This window comes from Vibrio kanaloae (assembly GCF_024347535.1).
Taxonomy (GTDB): domain Bacteria; phylum Pseudomonadota; class Gammaproteobacteria; order Enterobacterales; family Vibrionaceae; genus Vibrio; species Vibrio kanaloae.
This window is the reverse complement of sequence record NZ_AP025497.1, coordinates 2,187,889-2,213,598: the sequence shown is the minus strand read 5'-3', so window position 1 is coordinate 2,213,598 and position 25,710 is coordinate 2,187,889. Positions and strand designations below refer to the sequence as shown.

Genomic DNA, 25,710 nt, shown 5'->3' with positions numbered 1-25,710 from the left:
CCTAATTTATAAATATAATTTCCATATGGAAAAAGTATGCTTTTTAGTCAATGCTAATTATTAAAATTCAATGACTTAATTCTATTCATAGTTAAATGGTGATTACCCCAACATCACGTTAACAACCTCAGCTTGCCGCAAACGATTTCCTCTATAGAATGCGTCGCCTTTCCTACCTACAACTTTTAGGTTGACGCACATGGCTTCCCTACTTGGAATTATCACTATTTTAGTTGCCGCTTGGTTACTATCTACGGACAGAAAAAATATTCCACTAAGAACAGTCTCTTTGGCTTTCTTATTACAAATCTCATTCGCGCTATTGGTTCTGTATGTACCAATGGGTAAAGAAGCGTTGAATGCAGCCACGGGTGCGGTATCTAGCTTGATCAACTACGGTCAAGAGGGGATTAATTTCCTATTTGGTGGCCTAACAAATAACGGATTTGTTTTCGCGATTAATGTTCTAGGTATCATTATCTTTTTCTCTGCACTGATCTCTGGTTTGTACCACATTGGTTTTATGCCAAAGGTGATCAACCTTATTGGTGGTGCGCTGCAGAAGTTCCTGGGTACAGGCCGTGCGGAGTCACTGTCTGCAACGGCGAACATCTTTGTTGGCATGATTGAAGCGCCATTGGTGGTTAAGCCTTACTTGAAGCACATGACTGATTCGCAGCTGTTTGCCGTGATGGTATGTGGTTTGGCCTCTGTTGCTGGTGGCACGCTAGTGGGTTATGCATCGCTTGGTGTCGACCTTAACTACTTGATCGCTGCGGCATTCATGTCGGCGCCTGCTGGCCTGTTAATGGCTAAAATCTTAGTACCGGGTAGTCCAGATGACGCTCAAGAAAATATTGAATCTGATGTGGAAATTCCACGAGCAACAAACGTTGTTGAGGCAATGGCTGATGGGGCTATGTCTGGACTTCGTATTGCCGTTGCTGTGGGTGCAACACTTCTTGCATTTATCAGTGTGATTGCAATGCTGAATGGCTTACTAGGTATCGTTGGCGGTTGGTTTGGCGTAAACCTAAGCTTCGAACTTATCCTAGGTTATGTGTTCGCCCCCGTTGCATGGCTGATCGGTGTACCGTGGTCTGAGGCTGTTGTTGCAGGTTCATTGATCGGTAACAAGATTGTCGTGAACGAGTTCGTGGCTTTCATCCAACTAATGGACGCTAAAGAGGCACTGAGTGAGCACTCGCAAGCGATCGTAACTTTCGCTCTATGTGGCTTTGCTAACATCTCTACCATGGCGATTCTGATCGGTGGTTTGGGCAGCTTAGTTCCAGAGCGTCGCTCTTTTATCTCACAATATGGCTTCAAAGCAATTTGTGCAGGTGTGTTTGCTAACTTAATGAGTGCCGCTATTGCTGGTGTGGTACTTTCGCTTTAACAGCGGCACCTTAAGTTACTTATACTTCTCGTTTTGTAATGGGGAATCATCAAAAAAGCCGCAACGTGATGAACGTTGCGGCTTTCTAATTCTGTTTATACCGTCATTCGCAGATTACTTCGAGTGAAACTGCTCACACGCGATCATTGTGTTCTCGATTAGGCTCGCAACCGTCATTGGGCCTACCCCCCCCGGTACTGGGGTGATGAAGCTTGCGCTCTCTTTAGCTACATCGTATTCAACGTCACCCACTAGCTTGCCAGATTCTAAACGGTTGATACCAACATCGACCACAACAGCCCCTTTCTTAATCCAAGCACCAGGAATGAAGTTTGGCTTACCAACGGCCACTACGACAACGTCTGCTTGACGTACGTGACCTTCAAGGTCTTTGGTGAAACGATGACAAGTCGTCGTCGTACAACCTGCTAGAAGCAGTTCTAGCGTCATTGGACGGCCTACAATGTTTGATGCACCTACAACAACCGCGTGCTTACCACGTAAATCGATGTTGTAGCGGTCAAGTAGCGTAATGACACCTTTTGGTGTACAAGAGCGAAGCTTAGGCATACGCTGAGCCAAACGACCTACATTGTATGGGTGGAAGCCATCCACGTCTTTCTCTGGTGTGATACGCTCAAGAATGTGAGTACTATCAATGCCAGCAGGTAGAGGCAGTTGAACCAGAATGCCATCGATTTCAGGGTCTTGGTTCAGTTGGTCTACTAATGTTAACAGTTCATCCTCTGTTGCTGTGGCTGGCAAATCGTAAGATTTAGATACGAAGCCAACTTCTTCACATGCTTTACGCTTACTTCCTACGTAAACCTGAGAAGCAGGGTCTTCACCCACTAAAACAACCGCTAGTCCCGGAGCGCGTAATCCAGCTTCCGTTCGAGCTTTTACACGTGCAGCAACTTCAGAGCGAACCGTTTGAGAAATTAGCTTTCCATCAATATTTTGAGCAGTCATGAATTTCCTTAGTATTGATATTCAAGATAGTGGCTGATGTTTTTGGCGCATTATTCCAGAAAATCTTTTTGATTACCATTAGGCAAACGATTGCTTTGGTCTAATTTCCAACACTTATATGTTTGTTGCCCTTTTTTTACCCACTTAGATCAGAATGTTACATAAAGCCGTTGCTTTACTGATTCGAATTCGTATAATTCGTTCCTGTAGCGCGCCCTTAGCTCAGCTGGATAGAGCACGTCCCTTCTAAGGATGTGGTCGAAGGTTCGAATCCTTCAGGGCGTGCCATTATTTAAAGAAACCCGATAGCTCTCCGAGTTGTCGGGTTTTTTGCATTTCAGAACGACTTAATATTTCAATACCGTGTTGTGTCTTTAGATGCCTTTGTATTTCAGCTTTTGCTAAACGGCAACGAGCTGTGGGGTATATCTAAGGCCTAGCATACTGCATCCATCTTCCAAGTAACGATCGGTCACTACGTCGAAACCGAACTTACCATAATAGTCTTTAAGGTGAGCTTGTGCCGAAATAAAAATTGAGCAATCAGGGTAAATCTTCCGAGTGGTATCAAAACTCACTTGCATGAGCTGGTTACCTATCTGTTTACCTCGGCATTCTTTCGCTACGATCACTCGCCCGATACAAACATCATCTGCATCAGAATCGAGCAGAGGGAGAACATCTACGGGGTATCCAAGCTTCTGAGCCATAATTCGACTGTAAGCCACTAGGTGTCCGTTCTCATAACCCATGATGTGATAGGTCTCTGGATGATTATCTTTGCCGTCTAGATCACTATAGGGTGTGTTCATATCCACGATAAAAATATCGACTCTTTGCTGTAAGAAATCATAGAGCTCTTGAACAGACAGCTCTGCAAATTTTTTAACTCTCCACTCGATCATCACTTTTCTCCTTATTATTTTGGGCTACAATATAGGGAGTATTCAAACCGAGTTCATTAACCTTTGTTAACTGGCCATGAAACTATTCAAAATCACCACTTTAAAGCGCCACTCATTTCCCCTCGTTATTCATTTCATTCGGCTTATGTAATAGAAAGTTAAAATTGTTCGTTTTTTGGGGTTTACATCATTTGGTAATAAAGACACTATGAATTCACGAAGAATAGACAAGTAAAGCTATTAGCCAGTCGGTTTAAGAATCAAACCTTCTGATTAATTGCTGATTTAGAGGAAGTAATGGCAGGAAACAGTATCGGACAACATTTCCGCGTGACCACGTTCGGAGAAAGTCACGGTATCGCACTAGGATGTATCGTAGATGGGTGCCCACCAGGATTGGAAATTACTGAAGCAGACCTTCAAAGAGATTTGGATCGTCGTCGCCCCGGTACTTCTCGCTATACAACGGCTCGCCGTGAAGCAGATGAAGTAAAGATTTTATCCGGTGTATTTGAAGGCCAAACTACGGGAACTTCTATTGGTCTATTGATTGAAAATACAGACCAACGCTCTAAAGACTATTCCGAAATTAAAGACAAGTTCCGTCCTGGGCACGCCGACTATACGTACCACCAAAAGTACGGTGTGCGTGATTACCGAGGTGGAGGTCGTTCTTCTGCTCGTGAAACCGCAATGCGTGTTGCCGCAGGTGCAATTGCGAAGAAATATCTTAAACAAGCATTTGGTGTTGAAATCCAAGCTTACCTTTCTCAAATGGGTGATATCTCAATTGATAAAGTGGATTGGAACGAGATTGAAAACAACGCTTTCTTTTGTCCAGATGCCGACAAAGTACCGGAATTTGATCAACTGATTCGTGACCTACTAAAAGAAGGCAACTCGATCGGTGCGAAGATTCAAGTGGTTGCGACTAAAGTGCCGGTGGGTCTTGGTGAGCCAATCTTTGATCGCTTAGATGCCGACATCGCGCACGCGCTAATGAGCATTAACGCTGTGAAAGGTGTTGAGATTGGCGATGGCTTTGATGTCGTTAATCAACGCGGTAGCGAACACCGTGATCCATTAACGCCAGAAGGCTTCACTAGCAACCATGCTGGCGGTATTTTAGGTGGTATCTCTACTGGCCAAGATATTGTGGCAAGCATTGCGCTTAAGCCAACATCAAGCATTACGGTACCGGGTGACACTATCACTAAAGAGGGTGAAGCGACGCAGCTAATCACGAAAGGTCGTCACGATCCATGTGTTGGTATACGTGCGGTGCCTATTGCAGAAGCAATGCTGGCTATCGTGCTGCTTGATCACTTGCTACGACATCGTGGTCAGAACTTTGGTGTGACAACAGAAACGCCACAAATATAATTCTGTTTCTGTTTCTGTTCATTCAGAATAGAATTGATAGATACAAAAAAGGGTTGCTTCGTAATGAAGCAACCCTTTTTCACATTCGTTGGATTATTCATCCAGTTAGAGACCATCAATGAGCGCTATCAATACAAGGCTCTAAGCGATTAATGCACTGAACTTTCAGAATCAAGTTGGAACGACGGTAAGCGCCATTTGAATCTCACTGCAGCCATACGCAGCAAGTAACCAACCACAAGTGTGACGATCGTCGCGGTTACGTCGTTGATACCAAACTCAAGTAAACCTAAGTACAAACCTGAAGCGATAAGCGCGATAGAGGCATATAACTCCTCGTGCAGAACCAATGGTGTTTGACGACAGATAAGGTCGCGTAGTAAACCACCAAAAACACCAGTCACTAAGGCAGACACCATACAAATCATTGGGTGCAGACCCATGGTCATCGCGACTTTAGTGCCAATGATACTGAATACAATTAGGCCTAGGGCATCCAAACGAATGAACAAGCCTTTTAGCTTGATGACCCACTTCGCCAGGCCTGTCGTGACGACGCCTGCGACACAAGTGATAGCCAAAAATTCTGGACTTTCAACCCAACCTAAAGGGTAATGGCCGAGTAGTATGTCTCGCACCGTACCACCGCCAATTGCCGTTGCACTCGCAACTAGCATTACACCAAACCAATCCATTTTTTGTTTGCCAGCACTGAGAGCGCCGGTCATGGCTTCTGCCGTGATGCCAATGATATACAAAACACTTAGTAGCATTGCTGTAGCTCTATAATTTAGGTCTATAAATTCGAGTCTTATAGGCCTTAGGGATATAAAAATGAAGCGCGAGTGTAGTAGTAAAAATGCTTGTTGACGAATGAATATTTGTACCGTGAATGAGCATTTCAGATTAGTTCAAGTAATCTGTTGAACTAGCTTGAGGTTACCGACCTTGAAGATAAACAGGCGTGCAATCACGGGGCTTGCTTGAACGGGGAAGGTTACGCTTGATATGGGGTTTACCAAGGCACGAAAACAGAGCAAAATACGGGGGTTTATTTTATTCTAAGCCAGTTTTATGACGCACCAATACTCAGACCTTATCGATATTTTTAATCAGACCTTTTTTGAAAGCTTTAATACCAAATTAGAGCTAGGTGATGATGAGCCGATCTATTTGCCTGCTGATGAAACCATCCCACACCATCGAATTGTCTTTGCACGTGGTTTTTATGCTTCTGCTTTGCACGAAATTGCACACTGGTGTGTTGCTGGCTCTGAACGTCGATTGCTGGAAGATTTTGGCTATTGGTATGAACCTGATGGTCGAACGGAATCGGTTCAAGCTGAGTTTGAAAAAGTAGAAATTCGCCCACAAGCGTATGAATGGATCATTGCGATGAGCGCAGGCTTTCCTTTTAATGTCAGCTGTGACAATCTACACGGCGATTTTGAGCCAGATCGTTTGGCCTTTATGAATAAAGTACACAGCGAAGTCATGGGGATCTTCGAAGTTGGCCTTCCGCCTCGCGTAAAAATGCTCTCTGAAACATTACGCAGCTTCTACGATGTAGAACCTTTATGTGCTAGCCAATTTATTGTGAAATAAGAGAATATTATGATTATCGAATTTGAAGAAAAACTACTTGAAGTAATTGATGCTCGCATTGAAAACGCATCAGAGGACGAACTGTTTGCCGGTGGTTACTTACGTGGTCATATTTCTCTTTCAGTGGCTTCATGTGAAGAAGAAGGCATTGAAGATGTGGCTGAAGTTAAAGCACGCATCGAGAAGAGCCTAGATGACGCTCGCTCTGAACTAACGCCCGCAGATCGCACTATTGTTAATGACCTTTGGGTTGAGCTGCAAAACCAAGCTTAATCGCTAACTATTTATCATTATCCGCTCAGTCCCTTCCTTTTCATTTTGCTGAGTCGTGAATTATTTGAGACTCATTCGAAATTTTTGAATGAGTCCGTTCAATCCTTGTGATGGTTCCATTTCCCGACTACGTTATTCTAAGCTCACTTAACGGAATTATAGAAAAGGTCACATCATGAAAGTTATCGCATTCGGCGCAAGCACAAGCTCTACCTCTATCAACAAAACTCTAGCAACTTACGCAGCTAACTTGATTGAAGGTGCTGAAGTAAAAGTCCTAAACATCAACGATTACAACGTTTCTATGTTCAGTGAAGACACTGAAAAAGAGATTGGCCAAGCGGAAGGTGCTCAAGCATTCTTGCGTGATTTAGCAGAAGCGGATGCGTTTGTTATCTCTTTTGCCGAACATAACGGTCACTACCCAGCGGCATATAAAAACCTATTTGATTGGGCAACACGTATTGAGCGTTCAGTGTTTGGCGAGAAGCCAGCGGTTTACCTAGCAACTTCTCCTGGCCCTGGTGGCGCTCAAACGGTACTTGGTGCTGCAACGGGGTCTGCATCATTCTTTGGCGGCAACGTTAAGGCTTCACTTTCAGTGCCAAATTTCTACGATAACTTTGACTTTGAGTCCGGTGCTATCAGCAACGAAGAGATTGCTCAGCAGATCAAAGACGCGGTTGCTAAGCTGTAAATACTGCTCTGTTTAGAACATCAGTTTAGATCAACAAGAACAACAAAAAGCCCGAGTGACATAATGTCGCTCGGGCTTTTTAGCTTTTAGTTTCAGATGTTCAGAATAGTTGAACTATAAACTATGGGTTTGTTCTAGAGTGTTTGTCTGCAACCCAACCAGCGGTTAATGCCTTACCTTTACGCAGCCTACGCACCCACATTCTACTTGGGTGAATCGCCTCAAGCACATCAACCGGTAAAGGTAGCGGATCGCCACATATTTGTGATGCTAACACTTCGGCCAGCAATGGAGCAGAGCTTAAGCCGCGCGAACCCAGCCCGATAAAGCAGTACAGGTTAGGGAAGCTTGCTACCGTTTGAACACCATCAACCGAGTGGCGCTGTGGGTTAAAGTTGTGCAGATCTTGGTACTGCGCTTTGATTGATTCAAAATCACCAACATTGCCGACAAATGGTAAGTGATCACGGCTTACGCTTCGGATACCTTGGCGCGCTATGTTGTCACTGGTGTCGACATCTTTTGTCCACGCTTGGTCTGGCAACGACCCGTTCAGGCGATCGCCATTATGCTGTTGAACCTCAATATCAAACTCTTGGTCGATATTGGTTTTGTCGTAGTTCGCACCAATACAGTGATGACCATTGTTTGGATTCTGCGGCGTCAGATAGCCATCAAAGCACAAAACCGTTTTTAGCTTAGCTAAGTTTTCTGTAGTCGGAATATGGCTTACTTGGCCTTTAACCGGAGTCAGTGGTACTGGCTGAGTTTGTTTAAACTGAGTGAACTTGTGTCCGTTCGCGACAACCACTTGATCGTGCTTGGTTTGAATCTCACCTTGAGGTGTCTCAATCGTCAGCAACCATTGTTGCTCTGCTTCTAACCATTCAAGTTGAGTCACTTGATGTTGATAGTGCGCGCTCACTTGGTTGGTCTCTTCTAACTTACCAATCAAACCTTGAGTAAGCTGAAGGGGGCTTAACCAACCGCCCAACGGAAAGTAAACACTCTCTTTATCAACCGGTAAGCCAATCTCTTTGTTGGCTTGGTCTGGCGTTAAACGCTGAATCAGGTCTGTGTGAAAGTTGCCTTCCAACATGCGGTTGAGCTTTTTAGTGGAGCCTTCGTCCCACATCAAAATGTTTACGCCACACCAGCTGTGGTCAAATTGAATAGACTGAGCTGCTTGATTAATAAATTGACGAGCAAACAGTAACCCAGGGCCAAAAATGCGAGACACGTTCGAGGTCGTTTCGCTCAATAACGGATAAATCGCACCTTGGTTATTGCCAGAGGCATTGCCCGCTGCTTGTGGGTGTTCACAATAAAGAGTGATGTTTTTACCACGACGGCTTAGCGTTTTGGCTAATGCAGCACTGGCAACGCCACCGCCAATAATGGCGATATCTTGTGAATCACTGTGTTGAGCGAGGCCATACCAAGGTTTGATGTTGGTGTGAGCGTGCTTCTCGCCAAGTCGGCCGGCAATCATTTCTCGCTTAGTACCAAAGCCTTTGACCTTTTTCATTTCAAAGCCAGCTTCAATTAAGCCACGGCGAACAAAGCCAGCGGCGGTGAAGGTCGCACAGCTACAATCTTGCTTAGCGAGCTTGGCCATGCCGTAGAATAGGTTTTGATTCCACATCTCTGGGTTTTTGCTCGGAGCAAAACCATCTAAGAACCAAGCATCAACCAAGCCTTCACGTGGGGTTGGTACGTTAGGCATGCAATCTTTGATATCACCAAACCATAGATCAAGCGTGATAGCGCCATCACCCAACACAACACGGTGACATTCCGGTAGGGCAATCGGATAGTGTTCTTGGAGTTGCGTCGCATACTCGGCTAATTCTGGCCAAGATTGGTGCGCTTTGATCAGGTCCTCTTTGTTTAAAGGATATTTTTCAAAACTGATGAAATGTAACTCTTTGGTAATAGCTTGTGGGTTATCTTTAAGGAAAGTATCGAACCACTGCCACACAGCAAGAAAGTTTAAACCTGTACCAAAGCCGGTTTCAGCAGTCACAAAACGACGTTGTTGATGTTCAAGCCAACGCTCTGGAAGGTGGTTTTGCTTTAAAAAGACGTAGCGAGTTTCTTCTAAACCGTTAACATTGGAGAAGTAAACGTCGTCAAATTGGTCTGAAACTGGCGTGCCAGACTCATTCCATTCCAGTTCTGCATTAGTAATTGAAGTCATAAAATCTATCATTTTGTGATTTGAAGCGATATGTTGGTAGGGATTGTACGAATTTCTAGGAAAGCTGACCACTTTTGTTAGGCTTCTTAGTTATCATCTAGCTGAATTTAGAATTATAGGAATGTCACATGAAACGAGTCGTAATCACCGGTATGGGTATTGTTTCAAGTATCGGTAACAACGTCGAAGAAGTTTTAGCATCACTGAAAGAGGGTAAATCTGGTATTACCGCTTCAGAGCAGTTCAAGGAAAATGGCTTGCGCTCTCAAGTTTGGGGTAACCTAAAAATGAACCCAGCTGACCATATCGATCGCAAAAAAATGCGCTTTATGGGTGATGCAGCGGCATTCGCTTATCTTTCAATGGAGCAAGCAATTGCTGATTCTGGTTTAACTGAAGATCAAGTATCTAATGACCGCACGGGTATCGTTGCGGGTTCAGGCGGTGCTTCATCTCTAAACCAAGTTAACGCTGTAGACATCATCCGTGAAAAAGGCGTTAAGCGCGTTGGTCCATACATGGTGCCACGTACAATGGCTTCTACGGTTTCTGCTTGTCTAGCAACTCCTTTCAAAATCCGTGGTGTGAACTACTCTATGAGTTCTGCATGTGCGACATCTGCACACTGTATTGGTCACGCAATGGAGCTTATCCAACTTGGTAAGCAAGACGTTGTATTCGCTGGTGGCGGTGAAGAACTGGATTGGTCTCTGACTATGATGTTCGACGCAATGGGTGCACTTTCTACTAAGTACAACGACACGCCAGAATTGGCTTCTCGTACCTACGATGCAGACCGTGATGGTTTTGTTATCTCTGGTGGCGGCGGCATGCTAGTTATCGAAGAACTTGAGCACGCTGTTGCTCGTGGCGCGAAAATTTACGGCGAGATCGTAGGTTACGGCGCAACTTCAGATGGCTACGACATGGTTGCTCCTTCTGGTGAAGGGGCGGTTCGTTGTATGAAGATGGCAATGCAAAACGTTGATGGTGTGGACTACGTGAACACTCATGGTACTTCAACTCCTGTTGGTGACGTTAAAGAACTTGGCGCAATCCAAGAAGTCTTTGGCGGTAACAGCCCAGCAATCTCAGCAACTAAAGCGATGACAGGTCACGCTCTAGGTGCTGCTGGCGTACACGAAGCTATTTACTCAACGCTAATGCTAGATAATGGCTTTATTGCTCCAAGCATTAACGTTGTAAACTTAGACGAAGCAGGTAAAGGCCTAGACATCGTAACGGAAGCTCGTGAACAAGAGCTAACGACGGTTATGTCTAACAGCTTTGGTTTCGGCGGTACTAACGCAACGCTAGTAATCAAAAAGTATCAAGCTTAACTTAGGCTTGAGTTAGAGAGACAAGGTTAATCGTAAAAGTGGGCTAGTGCAGACTCAACACGCGCAGGTCTTCTAATAATAACGGCTATCAGAAGCTTGTTTAGATATAGGTTTTTAAGCGTGGTTTTTGAAACTTGTTTTTTTAACATGGTTTTTAAAATCTGGGTTTAGAAATTGAAAGGTTTCCAGAGCTTGATCAGTAGTGACTTAGTTAGTACTGGTTGAACAGACGCAAGACTCTGTCTCCTGGAGAGCGAGATAGGATCCTTTTGTTCTGGATGTTTGCCCGATTGTTTATTCAATCGGGCATTTTTCGTTTTGACCTTGGATATGACTCAATTCCTGTTCTTGTTTGTGAAGGCTAGGGGATTCAGCCCTTTATTTATAATGTATTCCAATTGCGACTCGACACCGTGTGTGGAATTTTGCACAATCATTTCAATTCACATTTAAGGTCGACAGACCCCAACGAAAGTACCTTCCCAATGAAAATCTTAATCGATGAAAATATGCCTTATGCTGAAGCGCTTTTTAGCCAGCTAGGTGAAGTGACAATGAAGTCCGGTCGAACGCTAACCGCTGACGATCTTGTTGACGTAGATGCTCTGATGATTCGCTCGGTGACTAAGGTCAATGAAGCGCTGATCAGCAAAGCGAACAAGCTTAAGTTTGTTGGAACCGCAACAGCTGGTATGGATCACGTTGACCAAGAATTGATGAAAGAGCGTGGCATTTTCTTCACCGTAGCGCCTGGCTGTAACAAGGTGGGTGTAGCGGAGTATGCCTTCAGCGCGATGATGGTGCTTGCTCAACAACAAGGTTTTTCTGTTTTCGACAAAACGGTCGGTATTATTGGTTGTGGTCAAGTGGGCAGCTACTTAGCGAAATGCCTAGAAGGCATTGGTATTAAAGTGCTGCTCAACGATCCTCTTAAGCAACTGGAGGGTGACACTCGTGAATTTACCGACCTTGAAACGTTATTAGAGCAATCTGATGTGATCACGTTACATACGCCTATCACCAAGACAGGCGAGTTTCCAACGCACCATATGATCAATGAGCAAGTGCTAAACAACTTCCGCGCCGATCAAATCCTGATTAATGCTGCGCGCGGCCCAGTCGTTGATAACCAAGCACTAAAAGCTCGCCTGCTAAAAGCTGACGGTTTTACTGCCGTTCTTGATGTATTTGAGTTTGAACCTGAAGTCGACATGGAATTGCTTCCACTGCTTGCTTTCGCAACGCCTCACGTAGCGGGCTACGGTTTAGAGGGCAAAGCGCGCGGTACGACCATGATCTTTAACAGCTATTGTGAGTTTTTGGGTGCGGAACAACGTGCTTATGCAAGCGATCTTCTACCGACAGCCCCAGTGCCTCAAATGAAATTAGATAGGGCTTGGGATGAAGCAACACTGCACAATTTGACTCAGTTGATCTATGATGTGCGCAAAGACGACGCCTTATTCCGTCGCAATATCTCTACGCCGGGTTCTTTTGACAAGATGCGTAAAGAATATTGGGACCGTAGAGAGTACAGTGCAGTCGAGTTAACGGGCGATGAATCTTGTAATTTAACGCCGTTATCTAAACTCGGTTTTATGGTAAAGCCAACTTTATAAAAGAGAGAAACAATGAGCCAAGAATTTAATATTGCTATTTTGGGTGCGACTGGTGCGGTTGGTGAAACCATTCTTGAAGTACTTAAAGAGCGTAAATTCCCTGTCGGTGAAATGCACTTACTAGCAAGTGAACGTAGTGAAGGCAAAACTTCCCGTTTTAACGGCAAAACAATACAAGTACAAAACGTAGAAGACTTCGATTGGTCTCAAGTACATATTGCGTTTTTCTCTGCAGGTAGCGAGCTTTCAGAACGTTGGGCTCCAATCGCGGCTGACGAAGGTGTGGTGGTTATCGATAACACATCACGTTTCCGTTACGAATATGATGTTCCTCTGGTTGTGCCAGAAGTTAACCCTGAAGCGATTGCTGAGTTCCGTAACCGCAACATCATCGCGAACCCTAACTGTTCTACTATCCAAATGGTTGTAGCACTTAAACCAATTCACGATGAAGTGGGCCTTGAGCGTATTAACGTTTCAACTTATCAATCTGTATCTGGTGCGGGTAAGCCGGGGATCGATGAGCTAGCGGGTCAAACGGCTAAGCTTCTTAACGGCATGCCAGCGGACAAGTCAGCGTTCTCACAGCAGATCGCCTTCAACTGTATTCCTCAAATCGATGAATTTACAGAGAACGGCTACACGCGTGAAGAGATGAAGATGGTTTGGGAAACTCAAAAAATCTTTGCTGACTCTTCAATCACGGTGAACCCTACGTGTGTTCGCGTACCTGTATTCTACGGTCACGCTGAATCTCTACATATTGAAACTCGCGCTCCAATTGCTGCAGAGCAAGTGGTTCAGCTTCTTGAGAACACAGAAGGCGTTGAAGTATTTCAAGCGTTAGACTTCCCAACTCAAGTTCGTGATGCGGGTGGTAAAGATCACGTAATGGTTGGCCGTATTCGCAACGACATCAGCCATCACAGCGGCGTAAACATGTGGGTGGTTGCTGATAACGTTCGTAAAGGCGCAGCGACAAACGCAGTGCAAATCGCTGAAGTTCTGATTCGCGATTACTTCTAAGTTTCATTGCTTTGATAAATAAGCCTCACTCTTTAGTGGGGCTTTTTTAATCAATTGAAAATATTGTTAGGAAAATTGTGTGAAATTGCTGCGAATATTGTTGTCGTAACACATTTTTTGTCTTCGTCTCTATAGTTTTATGTCATTTATCCGATATATTTAATAGTTCATCACTTTATCCGAATTTAAGCACCTAGCTGAGCACTTTATGTTTCAAATTTTTAAGCCTTGGTTAATGCCTTTGGCCGTTATCATTGCGACTCAGATTCCCGTTGTTCGTGCAGATTCCATTCGAGTTGTAGGGCCTAATGGTCAGATACAATCAGCGCCTACTTTTTCCGAACCTCTGCAAAGAGTGCAGCCGCTTAGCGCCTCCAATGGTACTAGTGAGCCCTCACGTTTCTATGGTCCAACTCGTGGTTCAGAGACGCTGTGGTCTATCGCCTCAAAATTACGTCCGGATAACTCCGTGTCAGTCCAACAAACCCTGTTGGCGATTTATCGCTTAAACCCTCAAGCATTTGAAAACCAGAATATCCATAGCCTGTTGCCTGCGAGCAACTTACGAGTGCCTTCTTTAGAGCAAGCTCGTGCCAGCTCAACGCAGCAAGCGGTCAACATCATGACTTCGCACCTTGCCAAGCTTGATGCTCCAGTGGCTAAGCCTGTAGCGCCAAAAACAAAACCAGCGCAAGCGCCAACTCGACCTGATGTAAGTGATAAAAATGCGGCTTCAGCAAAGCAAGTAAGTGCAGCTAAAGCGCCTACAAATCCATCTTCTCCAACTGATTCAACGTCTCCAACCAAGGAGATGAACGAATTAGAAAAGACACTAGAACTTTCAGAAACAGAGTTACTGTCATTGGAAGAGAAAAATCATCAGCTTCGTTTAATGCTGTCGAACGTGCAGTCTGAAGTGGATGTGCTTAAAACGGAACTAAGCGACGAAGACCGTATCCGCAGCGAAGTTGAGAAGCTGCTTGCTGAAGAGCGTAAAAAGAACGCCGAAATCGAAAAAATGGCACCGACTGCTACAGAACAGTTGTTATCTAATGGCTGGCTAGTGGCAGCACTTGCGAGTATTCCAGGCCTTTTACTTGGCCTTATTATTGTGATGCTGTTGGGACGCCGATCTAAAAACGATGAACAGCAGCAAACGACGCAAGAACAACCTATTCAACCTGAACCAAGCAGTGTGGCTCCTATCTCTTTAGGCGAAGAGATGAGCGATCTTGATAATGAGCTGTCTTTGGATGATGAACTTTTTGATACTGAAGACGACGCTACCAAGCTATTTGACGATCAAGCATTGGCTGAAGAAGACGATGTATTTGCAGGCTTAGATGAATCCGATCTTGATTTTAATCTTGATGGTGAAGACGATGACCCGTTTGCAAGTATCGGTGAAAACGGTGATTTAGACACCAACTTCGACGATCTGGACTTAGACAGTAACACCGGCATCAGTGTTAATGGTGAAGAAAAGGCGCTTGGTCTGGAAGAAATGGAACGCGCTCTGGATAAAACAGCGGAAAGTTCTCTTGATTCTGATGACGAGGACTTTGACCTTGCGGATGATAACGCGATGTCTGCTGATGAGGTTGAATCCCTACTATCTCAAGAGTCTGAGACTGAAGACTTAGGAGCGAATGAGCTAGATCAGTCTCTATTAGATGATCTGTTCGCGCTTGATGACGAAGACGATGGTAGTTTCGATATCGATGCTTTGATTTCGGAAGAGCAAAGTGACTCGCCTTCTAATAACAGCACCCCAGCAACCGATGATTTTGACATTGATGCGCTTATTTCAGAGCAACAGAGCGATGCCAAGCCTGCTGACTTGAGCAATGACGAGTTCGATATCGATACTTTGATTTCCGAACAGCAAACCGCTGAACCTTCGGCTCCTAGTGTCGAAGAGGATATTGATGATATTTTTGCTCAGGTTGCCGCTCAGAAAGGTGAAACGAATGCTCCCTCTAACCTTGATAATGACGATGAGGTTGCCGCTAACCTAAGCAGTGGTTTGGCGTCTGATGATGATATCGAAAACATCCTATCTCAGTTTGATAAGCCAATTGAAGATGAAGAAGCTCAAGACAGCGTTGATCTGCTCGATGAGCAATTGGCAGGTGATGACGTAGATCTAAGTAATTCGACCGATCTTCTTGATGAAATGTTGGAAGGTGAATCGGATGATGAGTCTGAAAGCGAACCTTTAGGGTTTGACGCTTTGTCTGAACTTGAAGAGCTTTCTGGCATATCGGCGGACGATGACCTAAACATTGCGGAAGATAGCACGGAAACCTTAGATGAGCTGATCGGTGATTCTGACGGTGATGACTTCGAACTCGATGCAGATAGCACTGATTTGCTTGATGATTTCCTTGATAGCGAATTGCTAGCCGATGATGCATCAACAGATGAAGCGGGCGAGAAGGAGACTGAATCTTTAGATCCGTTTGATGATCTACTAACAAGCGGTATTGAAGGTGAATTAGCATCGGAAGAGCAAGCGTTTGATAAAGAACTAGAGGCGGCCTTTGACTTTGACAAAGCCAATGAGGAGCCGATCAAAGGGTCAAGCGTTGAGACGACTCAGTCAACATCGGAGCCTTCTGAAGTTGAGCCAGCGCAAGCTGCTGAGGTGAGTGAAACATCACAACCTGAACCAGTTAGTGATGAGCCGTTAGATTTGGAACCGACGCAAGCCAGCTCAGAACTTGAGCCAGAGAGCGATGATGTTACGCCACAAAACGATGAAGCCTTTAATCGTGATGACTTCATCGATGATCTCTTTGGTGTAGCGCCAGCAACAGATGCTCTGCTTGATGATTCATTAGAAACCACAGACGAAGCGTTGATTGATGAGTTAATGACGCCTGATGACAGTGGCATGTTGGAAGCGAATGAAGCGCAAGTTGAAGAGTCAATCGAACAGGTTTCTGAACGAGATCAAACTCCAAGTTCGGATATTCAAGAAGCACTTCCGGAAGATACCGCATCGCCTGTTGAAGAAAATGACGAACTGGATATTGAGTCGCTGTTATCTGAAAATTCTGATGTTGAAGACCCCGCTTTCACTGAATTAGAGCAAGAAGCGCTTGAGCCGAAAGCAACATATACACAAGACAGTCACGAAGAAATCGCGCCTAGCTCTGAAAACCAAACTTCACCATCGTCACTGAGTGATGTCTCAGAAGACGAAGAAGAGACAGTTGAAGATTGGTTAGCAGAATCGATCGACGATGTTGAGTCGCCATCGAACATCGACTCTGATTTTGACTTTGAACCGAAAATTCAAGGTAGCGATGAATTTGAGGATGTTGTTGAATCCTTGCCAGAGCCAGAGCCAGAGCCAGAGCCAGAGCCAGAGCCAGAGCCAGAGCCAGAGCCAGAGCCAGAGCCAGTTCGTGCAGCAAATATGCCAAAGATCATTCCAAATGAATTCGGCGTACCAGAAGATGACGATTGGCTGATTGAAGATGAGACGCCTGCACCAGAGGCAGAAACAACACCAGAACCAGCTGTTGAACCTCAATTAGACGCTGAACCGCAACCAACAGCTGAGCCGCAAGCTGAAGCGACACCACAAACCGAAGCTACACCACAAGTTGAGGTTGCACCACAAGTTGAGGTTGCACCACAAACCGAAGCTACACCACAAGTTGAGGTTGCACCACAAACTGAAGTGGCGGAGCAAGCAAGTGAAGAAGAATTTTCATTTGATGATTTCGATCTGCCAGAGTTTGGTGAAGAAGAGGCACTAGCGGAAGCTGGTGTTGAAACAACACCAGAACCAGTCGCGCCCGCTGTTGAACCTCAACTAGACGCTGAGACGGAACCAACAGCTGAGCCGCAAGCTGAAGCGACACCGCAAGCCGAAGTTACACCACAAGTTGAGGTTGCACCACAAACTGAAGTGGCGGAGCAAGCAAGTGAAGAAGAATTTTCATTTGATGATTTCGAACTGCCAGAGTTTGGTGAAGAAGACGCATTAGCAGAAGTGGCTAGCGAACCGGATGAAGCACAGTTAGAGCAAGATCTCTCTGATGGTAACGAGAAGTTTGAGTTTGATGACCTTGAGCTGCCTGAATACGATGAAGAGAGCGCAAAAGCCGATTCTGTTTTAGACGATATTGAACACAGCAGCGCTGAGCCTGTAGCGGAAGAGACAGGTATAGAGTTCGATGAATTGGATTTACCAGAATATGGTGAAGATGAAGCAATCTCTGATGCGTTTGCTGAGAAACCAACACCGCTAACTTCTTTCAGCCCACAAGGCGAAGAGCAAGATGCGTTGCATGATTTGTTCTCAAACCCGCAAAGCTTTGATTATGCTGATGCTCTCTCGGACGTTGAAAGCTCAGAGGCTAGCTTTACACAACCAGATGAATCACTGAACGCGTCTTCAGAGCCAGGCTCAACGCCAAAGGCGGTTCAAGATGAACCATTAGAAGACTTTGATGAGACTGCTTTGGCAGAGTTACTTTCAGAAGATGTTCAAACCACTGTCGATAATATGTTTGACAAACCATTGGATACAACGTCGATTGATAGTGCAGGTCTAGATATTGATGCGATGCTTGAAGTGGGTGGCGAAGATTGGAAGGGGTTTAACTTAGCGCCAGAGCAACAATCGAGCATGCATAAGAATGTTCCTGATGATCAACAAGAGATTTGGGCATCGGCAGAGCAACAAGCTGAACCTAAAGTTAAAGAAGAGAATTGGGGACAACAAGACAACTTAACCGAATCAGGCAGAGGTCGTGATAAGCCATACATGACGATTGATGAACTGATGGCTCAAGTAGAGCAAGAAGGTGAAGAGGCCACTAATCCAGACGATGAAGAATTGAAGCTGGATGTTGGTCTAAATGAGTTCCCTGATGTTATCGGTGACATAGGCAATTTTGATGTTGATAGCAATGCAGAAGCTGCAGGTAAACTCGATTTAGCTAAAATCTACATTGAGATGAGTGACTCGCAAGGCGCGATTAAGCTTCTAGAAGAAGCTATTGTTGACGGAAGCGATGATATTCGTCGCGAGGCCAAGAATATCATCGATAAATTAAACGGTCGGTAAGCTCAACGAAATAGAAAGGGTAGCATTGGCTACCCTTTGTTTTAGGGCGAGGCTAAGAGCCTTTGTTTTATTATTACAGTTTTAGCCCCATCCTATTTGGGATAGCACCGATTTCCGTATATACTTCTCGCCCATTTTCAAAGAGAACAAGAACATGAAAATTGCTTTAGGTATTGAATATAACGGTACCCACTACTTTGGTTGGCAGCGCCAACGAGACGTGAAAAGTGTCCAAGAAGAATTGGAAAAGGCTCTTTCAGTTGTCGCGAATCACCCTGTAGAAGTTATGTGCGCAGGTCGTACAGATGCCGGTGTTCACGGTACGGGACAAGTCGTTCACTTTGAAACTAATGTCGATCGTAAAATGGTGGCATGGACAATGGGCGCGAATGCTAACATGCCAAAAGATATTGCGGTTCGTTGGGCGGCAGAAGTGAATGAGGATTTCCATGCTCGTTTCTCGGCTACTGCGCGCCGTTACCGATACATTATCTTTAACCATGCACTACGCCCAGGTATTTTGAATTCAGGTGTGAGCCATTATCATGGTCATCTTGATGAGAAAAAAATGCACGAAGCGGGTCAGTACTTACTTGGTGAGAATGACTTTACTTCGTTTAGAGCAACACATTGTCAATCTCGTAGTCCATGGAGAAACATGATTCACTTGAACGTGACTCGTCATGGACACTACATTGTGATCGATATTAAAGCGAATGCGTTTGTTCACCACATGGTGAGGAATATTACTGGTAGCCTTATTGCCGTAGGTAAAGGTGAGCAGAAACCAGAGTGGATCCAGTGGCTTTTAGAAGCTAAAGATCGAAAAGTAGCCGGCGCAACTGCAAAAGCGGAAGGTTTGTACCTGGTTGATGTTGATTATCCTGAACATTTTGAGTTACCACGAGAGCCGATTGGCCCTCTTTTCTTACCAGATAATTTGAACTAAATGTGAGACTTAGGTTCAAAAAACATGGTAATTTCGCGTGTAAGATGGTGACAGAAAATAGGTACAACCAGTTTTTTATCTACAGTCGCTGTTTTATGTGCTTTAATTCCCACGCATAATTCCCAAATTTATTTCTTTCGCAATCAAGCGCAAGAATCGAAACAAAAAGGTCTTCCATGAGTTGGCTTGAAAAGATTTTAGAAAAAAGCAACATCGTAACATCTCGTAAAGCGTCTATCCCTGAGGGTGTTTGGACTAAATGTACTTCTTGTGAGCAAGTGCTTTACCATGCTGAACTAGAGCGTAACCTAGAAGTATGTCCAAAATGTGATCATCACATGCGCATGAAAGCACGTCGCCGTCTGGATACATTCCTAGATAAAGGTGAACGTGTTGAACTAGGTGCTGATCTTGAACCACAAGACAAACTGAAGTTTAAAGACTCTAAGCGTTACAAAGAACGTATCTCTGTTGCTCAGAAGAACAGTGGAGAGACAGATGCATTAGTAGCAATGAAAGGCGAACTGCTTGGTTTACCTATCGTAGCGTGTGCTTTTGAATTCTCATTCATGGGCGGCTCTATGGGTTCCGTTGTTGGTGCTCGTTTTGTGAAAGCGGTCGATGCTGCTATTGAAAACAATTGTGGTTTAGTTTGTTTCTCTGCAAGTGGTGGTGCGCGTATGCAAGAGGCGCTTATGTCTCTAATGCAAATGGCGAAAACCAGTGCAGCGCTAGAGCGTTTATCTGCGAAAGGTTTGCCGTTTGTTTCCGTAATGACTGACCCAACAATGGGTGGTGTTTCTGCGAGTCTAGCAATGCTAGGTGACATCAATATCGGTGAGCCAAAAGCATTGATCGGTTTCGCTGGACGTCGTGTAATCGAACAAACGGTACGTGAAGATCTTCCTGAAGGTTTCCAACGTAGTGAATTTCTACTAGACCACGGTGCTATCGATATGATCGTTGACCGTCGTGAGATGCGTCAGCGTGTAGCTAGCCTAGTTGGAAAAATGACCAACCAGCCTTCACCATTGGTAGTTTCTGTGAACGATTCACCGAATGAAGCTACTTATGAAGTACCAGAAGCGCCAGAAAAAGGGTAAAGTACCTTCTAACAAACCTACTTAATTATGGTTATGAGTTAGATGAGTCAACAACCTGTTCCTCAAGCCACATCCTCTTTGGAGATGTGGCTTGATTATTTATCAAACATCCACACAAGCGCTATTGATCTTGGGTTAGACCGAATTCAGGCCGTCGCTTCTAAAGTAAACCTCACCAAACCTGCTCAACACGTGATTACCGTTGCTGGAACCAATGGCAAAGGCTCAACGTGTGCCCTGATGGAAGCCATTCTATTAGATGCTGGTTACTCCGTTGGTGTCTACAGTTCCCCTCACTTAATCCGCTATAACGAACGTGTTCGTATCAACGGGCAAGATCTATCCGATGAAAAAATCGTGCAGTCATTCGATTTTATTGAAAAAGAGCGTGGCGAAATCAGCCTTAGTTTTTTCGAGTACGGCACCTTAGCCGCGTTACGCGCATTTCAAACGGAAGCGGTAGATGTCGTGTTATTGGAAGTGGGATTAGGCGGTCGTTTAGATGCAACGAATATCGTTGATCATGATGTGTCTGTGATTACCAGTTTGGCTGTCGACCATGTTGATTGGCTTGGTGACGACATCAATGTGATTGGCTTTGAGAAAGCGGGTATTTATCGTAGTGGTAAGCCTGCTATCTGTGGACAGCCTAAGCCACCCGCTACAGTTGCTGCACATGCAGACGATATAAAAGCTGAATTTTACCAAGTGGGTATTCAATACACCTATGATGTTGACGGTGATATTTGGAACTGGCGCAGTGGTGCATTCCAACTAGAAGCTTTACCAATTCCAGGTTTACCGTTACCTAATGCAGCAACCGCATTGATGGCATTGGGAACTTCAAAATTGAGCATTAGTGACATAAATATCACCAATGGCCTAAAGAGCGCACAGCTTCCCGGACGTATGCAGCAAGTCAGCGATCAACCTGTGATTGTGCTTGATGTGGCACATAATCCACATTCGGCTGAGTATTTTGCACAACAAGTTATTCAAAAGTATGCCGGAAAAAATTTACACGTTGTAGTCGCCATGCTTCATGACAAAGATATTCCCGCAACATTGGAAGTATTAGCACCAGTTGCAGCACATTGGTATCCAGCTTCACTACAAGGCCCTCGTGCGGCAACCGCTGCCGAATTGTGTGAAAGCCTACCTGAAGGCGTAGAACAGCATTCAAACCCTGTTGCAGCGTTTGAAGCGGCTTTAGCTTCTGTCCAAGGTGATGATGTTGTGTTGGTGGTCGGTTCTTTCCATACTGTGGGTGAAGTGCTGGAGCATTGGCAGAAAAAAGGAAACTAAATGGCAAGTAAATTCCAAAGCCGATTAGTCGGTACCATCATTTTAGTGGCTATTGGCGTGATTGTATTGCCCGATGTGCTAGATGGTAAGAAGCTCCACTATAAAGAAGAGTTTGCAAGCATTCCAATTAAGCCTGAGCTTGATAGTAATGTTGAGGTTTTTGAAGTACTCGATCCTGTTGAAGATCAGATAGCGCTACCGGACTCTCCGGTTGAGCAAGTGGTTGAAAGTGGTAGTACTGACAATTCAAACACGCAAACCACGTCTTCTTCCAATAGTAAAGAAGCAGACAAAGTGGCAGTAGTGGTTAAGCCAGTACCGGAAAAAAATGAATACCAAGACAGTGCTTGGATTATTCAATTGATGGCTTTAAAAAATGCTGACAACGCCAAAAATGTTGTTAAGGATTTACAAAAGCGCGGCTACCAGGCTCACACCAAGCAAGAAAATAGTTTTACGCGAGTAATTATTGGCCCGGATGTCTCTAAATCCAAACTTGAGCGACAAATGAAGGAATTAGAGAAAATTACGGGTTCAAAAGGTCAGTTGCTCAAATTTAAACCGTTAAATCCATAAGAAAACGTTTGCGTCAGCATTTTTTCTGTTAAAATGCGCGCCAACTTAAGATGAAGAATTCATGAATTGGTTAGATTTTGTCATTTTAGGCGTGATCGGCTTCTCTGCCGTGATCAGTTTAGTTCGTGGTTTCGCTAAAGAAGCGTTGTCATTGGTTATTTGGTTTGGAGCATTTTTTATTGCTAGCCAGTACTACGCTAAATTAGCCATGTACTTCACCAATATCGAAGATGAGATGTTTCGAAACGGAACTGCGATAGCAGCATTATTTGTTGCAACGTTAGTTGTTGGTGCCTTAGTTAACTATGTCATCGGTCAGCTAGTTCAGAAAACAGGCCTGTCAGGTACAGACAGAATCCTCGGTGTCGTCTTTGGCGGTTTACGTGGTGTTTTGATTGTCTCTGCAGTGTTGTTTTTCATGGATGCGTTTACTGCATTCCCAAGTTCTGAGTGGTGGAAGAGTTCGCAATTGGTTCCAGAATTTAGTCGAATCATTGCGCCGTTCTTCGAGCATTTACAAGCAACATCTAGTTTCTTATCTGGCGCGCTTTAGCGCCAGTTAATATCGAAAATCGAGGGTTAGGACATGTGTGGTATTGTTGGAATCGTGGGTTCAACACCTGTAAACCAGTCAATTTATGACGCTTTAACGGTATTGCAGCATCGTGGCCAAGATGCCGCAGGTATTTGTACCATAGAAAGCAATCGTTTCCGTCTGCGTAAGGCGAATGGTTTAGTCAAAGATGTTTTTGAAGCAAAACACATGCAGCGCTTACAAGGTGAAGTTGGTATTGGTCATGTTCGTTACCCTACTGCGGGTAGTTCAAGTGCATCTGAAGCTCAACCTTTCTACGTAAACTCTCCTTTTGGTATTACGTTGGCTCACAACGGCAACCTGACAAACGCAAACGAAGTGCGTGAAAAGTTGTTCGAGAAAGACCGTCGTCATTTAAATACAACTTCTGACTCTGAAGTTCTATTGAACGTTTTGGCTCATGAGATCGATACCGTTAAAGGTAACGTGACTTCAGATGATGTTTTCCGCGCTGTTTCTAATGTACACCGCACGATTCGCGGCGCCTACGCAGTAACGGCAATGATTATCGGCCACGGTATGATTGCATTTCGTGACCCACATGGTATTCGTCCTCTGTGTCTTGGTAAGCGTGAGGTTGATGGTAAAACAGAGTACATGGTTGCGTCTGAGTCAGTCGCGTTAGACGCTGTTGGTTTTGATTTTATGCGCGATGTTGCTCCTGGTGAAGCTATCTACGCAACATTCGATGGTGATCTTTTTACTAAGCAATGCGCAGACAACCCACAACTAAACCCATGCATCTTTGAATTTGTATACTTTGCTCGCCCAGATTCATTCATCGACAAAATCTCGGTTTACAGCGCACGCGTTGAGATGGGTGAGATGCTAGGTAAACGTATTAAAGAAGAGTACGCCGACTTAGATATTGATGTGGTTATCCCAATTCCTGAAACTTCGAACGATATTGCGCTACGCATAGCTCAAGCGATCAACAAGCCATACCGTCAGGGTTTCGTGAAGAACCGCTATGTTGGCCGCACGTTTATCATGCCTGGTCAGCAACAGCGTAAAAAATCAGTTCGCCGTAAGCTGAACGCAATCCGTTCAGAGTTTAAAGGTAAGAATGTTCTATTGGTTGACGACTCTATCGTTCGCGGTACAACATCAGAGCAGATCATTGAGATGGCTCGTGATTCAGGTGCAAGTAAAGTCTTCATGGTTTCAGCCGCTCCAGAGGTGCGCTTTCCGAACGTTTACGGCATCGATATGCCGAGCGCGATAGAGCTGATTGCTCATGGTCGTGACAACGAAACGATTTGTAAGCAGATTGGCGCAGATGCTTTGATTTTCCAAACGCTACCAGATCTAATCTCTGCGGTAGGTATGGGCAACCAAGACATTTCTCGCTTCGATACTTCGGTATTTAACGGTGAGTATGTAACAGGTGATATCGACCAAGCGTACTTAGATTTCCTAGATTCTTTGCGTAATGACGACTCAAAGGTTCAGCGTGAAATCCAACAAGACCTAGCGAACTTAGAGTTACATAACGAAGGCGCTTAGTCTTTCCGTTAGGAATAGCGCTTTTTTGCTAGCAACGAATCATTGTTTTTCTGGCAATGATTCATGATTGCAAGCGATTCAGAATCTAAAAAACCAGAGTATTCGCTCTGGTTTTTTTATTTTCAGCAAAGAGAGTTGGTTTTAATGAATGTGGTATGCGATCACAAAATCAATAAACAATCTTACCTTCTCTGGCAGGTGGTCTTTGTGGTTATAAAGCATATAAATATCACGAGGGTTAGCGCTCCAGTCTTCTAGGACCTGCACTAAGCTGCCATCTTCAATGTATTCACGAATCATCACGTCAGGCATTAGGGTAATACCTAGGCCTCCAGAACATGCTTGTCTCACTACATTGAGTGCATTGGCGTTGAAACGACCTTTCTCGCTGTTAACCACCGTCTCATCATTGGAGTTACTCAGTTGCCACTTAATTAGCGGGTAGCCTTTTAGGAGAGAGTGGTGAGCCAGTTCTTCCGCGTGGCTTGGTGCCGGGTTCTTCGCTAAATAATCAGGGCTCGCGATAAGAATATCTTTTACTTCACTGATTTTTCTTGCGATTAGACTTGAGTCACGTTGTGGGCCAACGCGGAAAATTACGTCCCACTCGGTTGGATCAAGCTGATCGGCTTGGTTGTTCATCATCAATTCAATATTGATATCAGGGTATTGAATCATGAAGTCGCTGAACATTGGCATCATCATGCGTTTGGTCAGGTTGGATGGGGCCGTAATACGAATCTTACCGGAAGCTCCTTTGCACACGTCCGTGAGCTCTTCTGCAGTAGAAGACAGGCGTTGCAATAGCGGAGAGCATTCATTGAAAAAACGTTCGCCAGCCTCTGTTAAAGAGAGTTTACGTGCGTGTCTATTGAGAAGCCTCAGGTTCAGAGAGTCTTCTAAGGCTTGAATACGTCGTGTAATGGTCGCAACCGGAATCATAGTCTTGCGCGATGTTGCGGTGTAGCTCCCATTTTCAACGACGAGTCGAAAGAGGTTTAAATCATCTAATTTCATAAATCCAGACACATTTGTTTACAATCTCATCTAATTTATACGTAACAGTGAGATCAATGTTTGCGTTACGTCAACTCGTTGCATTATTTACAAGTATTCCAACCCTCGTCACGGATTACCAGTAAAGAGTGAACATTTGTGTATTTAGCATTTT

The 25,710-nt window shown here is 44.6% G+C and carries 20 protein-coding genes and 1 tRNA gene; 16 read left to right on the top strand and 5 right to left on the bottom strand.

Annotation, left to right across the window (positions count from 1 at the left end; translation table 11 throughout):
- The first annotated feature begins 199 nt into the window (after nt 1–199).
- Nucleotides 200–1,399 (top strand): NupC/NupG family nucleoside CNT transporter, encoded by a 1,200-nt coding sequence (locus OCV24_RS09980; RefSeq protein ID WP_017056434.1) that lies wholly within the window; start codon nt 200–202, stop codon nt 1,397–1,399.
- A gap of 114 nt (nt 1,400–1,513) precedes the next feature.
- Here OCV24_RS09980 and folD read toward each other — a convergent pair whose 3' ends face one another.
- Nucleotides 1,514–2,371 carry a bifunctional methylenetetrahydrofolate dehydrogenase/methenyltetrahydrofolate cyclohydrolase FolD gene (folD, locus tag OCV24_RS09975; protein WP_150877789.1) on the bottom strand — a complete coding sequence of 286 codons (858 nt, stop codon included), beginning with the start codon at nt 2,369–2,371 and terminating at the stop codon, nt 1,514–1,516.
- A gap of 211 nt (nt 2,372–2,582) precedes the next feature.
- Between folD and OCV24_RS09970 the strand changes: the two genes are divergently transcribed.
- Nucleotides 2,583–2,659: transfer RNA gene (locus OCV24_RS09970), tRNA-Arg, on the top strand.
- A gap of 113 nt (nt 2,660–2,772) precedes the next feature.
- Here OCV24_RS09970 and OCV24_RS09965 read toward each other — a convergent pair.
- A complete protein-coding gene (locus OCV24_RS09965; RefSeq protein ID WP_017056436.1) occupies nt 2,773–3,276 on the bottom strand; it encodes a GNAT family N-acetyltransferase in 504 nt (167 codons plus the stop codon).
- 297 nt (nt 3,277–3,573) lie between these two features.
- On the opposite strand from OCV24_RS09965, the gene aroC reads away from it, so the two are divergent.
- Complete coding sequence (gene aroC / locus OCV24_RS09960) at nt 3,574–4,659, top strand: chorismate synthase (protein WP_077680107.1); 1,086 nt, start codon at nt 3,574–3,576, stop codon at nt 4,657–4,659.
- A 149-nt stretch (nt 4,660–4,808) separates the two neighbouring features.
- Here the strand turns inward: aroC and OCV24_RS09955 are convergent, their stop codons facing one another.
- On the bottom strand, nt 4,809–5,432 hold the full coding sequence (locus OCV24_RS09955; RefSeq protein WP_136981444.1) for a trimeric intracellular cation channel family protein: 624 nt from the start codon (nt 5,430–5,432) through the stop codon (nt 4,809–4,811).
- Nucleotides 5,433–5,733: 301 nt separating this feature from the next.
- Here OCV24_RS09955 and OCV24_RS09950 point away from each other — a divergent pair, with 301 nt between their 5' ends.
- The 3 genes from OCV24_RS09950 to OCV24_RS09940 all read left to right on the top strand — a co-directional run bounded on the left by OCV24_RS09950 (nt 5,734) and on the right by OCV24_RS09940 (nt 7,234).
- Complete coding sequence (locus OCV24_RS09950; RefSeq protein ID WP_136981445.1) at nt 5,734–6,264, top strand: elongation factor P hydroxylase; 531 nt, start codon at nt 5,734–5,736, stop codon at nt 6,262–6,264.
- Between the two features lie 9 nt (nt 6,265–6,273).
- Complete coding sequence (locus tag OCV24_RS09945; RefSeq protein WP_017056440.1) at nt 6,274–6,537, top strand: YfcL family protein; 264 nt, start codon at nt 6,274–6,276, stop codon at nt 6,535–6,537.
- 175 nt (nt 6,538–6,712) lie between these two features.
- Nucleotides 6,713–7,234 carry an NADPH-dependent FMN reductase gene (locus OCV24_RS09940; RefSeq protein WP_150877791.1) on the top strand — a complete coding sequence of 174 codons (522 nt, stop codon included), beginning with the start codon at nt 6,713–6,715 and terminating at the stop codon, nt 7,232–7,234.
- Between the two features lie 121 nt (nt 7,235–7,355).
- Here OCV24_RS09940 and mnmC read toward each other — a convergent pair whose 3' ends face one another.
- Entirely contained in the window at nt 7,356–9,434 is a 2,079-nt protein-coding gene (gene mnmC / locus OCV24_RS09935; protein WP_208806545.1) for a bifunctional tRNA (5-methylaminomethyl-2-thiouridine)(34)-methyltransferase MnmD/FAD-dependent 5-carboxymethylaminomethyl-2-thiouridine(34) oxidoreductase MnmC, read from the bottom strand.
- A gap of 128 nt (nt 9,435–9,562) precedes the next feature.
- On the opposite strand from mnmC, the gene fabB reads away from it, so the two are divergent.
- The 10 genes from fabB to purF all read left to right on the top strand — a co-directional run bounded on the left by fabB (nt 9,563) and on the right by purF (nt 24,539).
- Complete coding sequence (fabB, locus tag OCV24_RS09930) at nt 9,563–10,774, top strand: beta-ketoacyl-ACP synthase I (protein WP_017056443.1); 1,212 nt, start codon at nt 9,563–9,565, stop codon at nt 10,772–10,774.
- Nucleotides 10,775–11,259: 485 nt separating this feature from the next.
- Nucleotides 11,260–12,393: a 4-phosphoerythronate dehydrogenase gene (locus OCV24_RS09925; protein WP_150877795.1), complete on the top strand. Its 1,134-nt coding sequence runs from the start codon at nt 11,260–11,262 to the stop codon at nt 12,391–12,393.
- Nucleotides 12,394–12,405: 12 nt separating this feature from the next.
- Nucleotides 12,406–13,419 (top strand): aspartate-semialdehyde dehydrogenase, encoded by a 1,014-nt coding sequence (locus tag OCV24_RS09920; RefSeq protein WP_017056445.1) that lies wholly within the window; start codon nt 12,406–12,408, stop codon nt 13,417–13,419.
- Between the two features lie 208 nt (nt 13,420–13,627).
- Nucleotides 13,628–18,505 (top strand): FimV/HubP family polar landmark protein, encoded by a 4,878-nt coding sequence (locus tag OCV24_RS09915; protein WP_150877797.1) that lies wholly within the window; start codon nt 13,628–13,630, stop codon nt 18,503–18,505.
- A 154-nt stretch (nt 18,506–18,659) separates the two neighbouring features.
- Nucleotides 18,660–19,454: a tRNA pseudouridine(38-40) synthase TruA gene (gene truA, locus OCV24_RS09910; protein WP_017056447.1), complete on the top strand. Its 795-nt coding sequence runs from the start codon at nt 18,660–18,662 to the stop codon at nt 19,452–19,454.
- Between the two features lie 176 nt (nt 19,455–19,630).
- Nucleotides 19,631–20,557 carry an acetyl-CoA carboxylase, carboxyltransferase subunit beta gene (gene accD, locus OCV24_RS09905; RefSeq protein ID WP_017056448.1) on the top strand — a complete coding sequence of 309 codons (927 nt, stop codon included), beginning with the start codon at nt 19,631–19,633 and terminating at the stop codon, nt 20,555–20,557.
- Between the two features lie 42 nt (nt 20,558–20,599).
- The gene (gene folC / locus OCV24_RS09900; RefSeq protein ID WP_136998637.1) at nt 20,600–21,862 is read left to right on the top strand and encodes a bifunctional tetrahydrofolate synthase/dihydrofolate synthase; all 1,263 of its coding nucleotides are present in this window, start codon (nt 20,600–20,602) and stop codon (nt 21,860–21,862) included.
- Nucleotides 21,863–22,438 (top strand): SPOR domain-containing protein, encoded by a 576-nt coding sequence (locus OCV24_RS09895; RefSeq protein WP_137032017.1) that lies wholly within the window; start codon nt 21,863–21,865, stop codon nt 22,436–22,438.
- A gap of 61 nt (nt 22,439–22,499) precedes the next feature.
- Nucleotides 22,500–22,991 carry a CvpA family protein gene (locus OCV24_RS09890; RefSeq protein WP_017056451.1) on the top strand — a complete coding sequence of 164 codons (492 nt, stop codon included), beginning with the start codon at nt 22,500–22,502 and terminating at the stop codon, nt 22,989–22,991.
- A 33-nt stretch (nt 22,992–23,024) separates the two neighbouring features.
- Nucleotides 23,025–24,539: an amidophosphoribosyltransferase gene (purF, locus tag OCV24_RS09885; RefSeq protein ID WP_017056452.1), complete on the top strand. Its 1,515-nt coding sequence runs from the start codon at nt 23,025–23,027 to the stop codon at nt 24,537–24,539.
- A 141-nt stretch (nt 24,540–24,680) separates the two neighbouring features.
- Here purF and OCV24_RS09880 read toward each other — a convergent pair whose 3' ends face one another.
- The gene (locus tag OCV24_RS09880) at nt 24,681–25,556 is read right to left on the bottom strand and encodes a LysR family transcriptional regulator (RefSeq protein ID WP_017056453.1); all 876 of its coding nucleotides are present in this window, start codon (nt 25,554–25,556) and stop codon (nt 24,681–24,683) included.
- Nucleotides 25,557–25,710 lie beyond the last annotated feature (154 nt).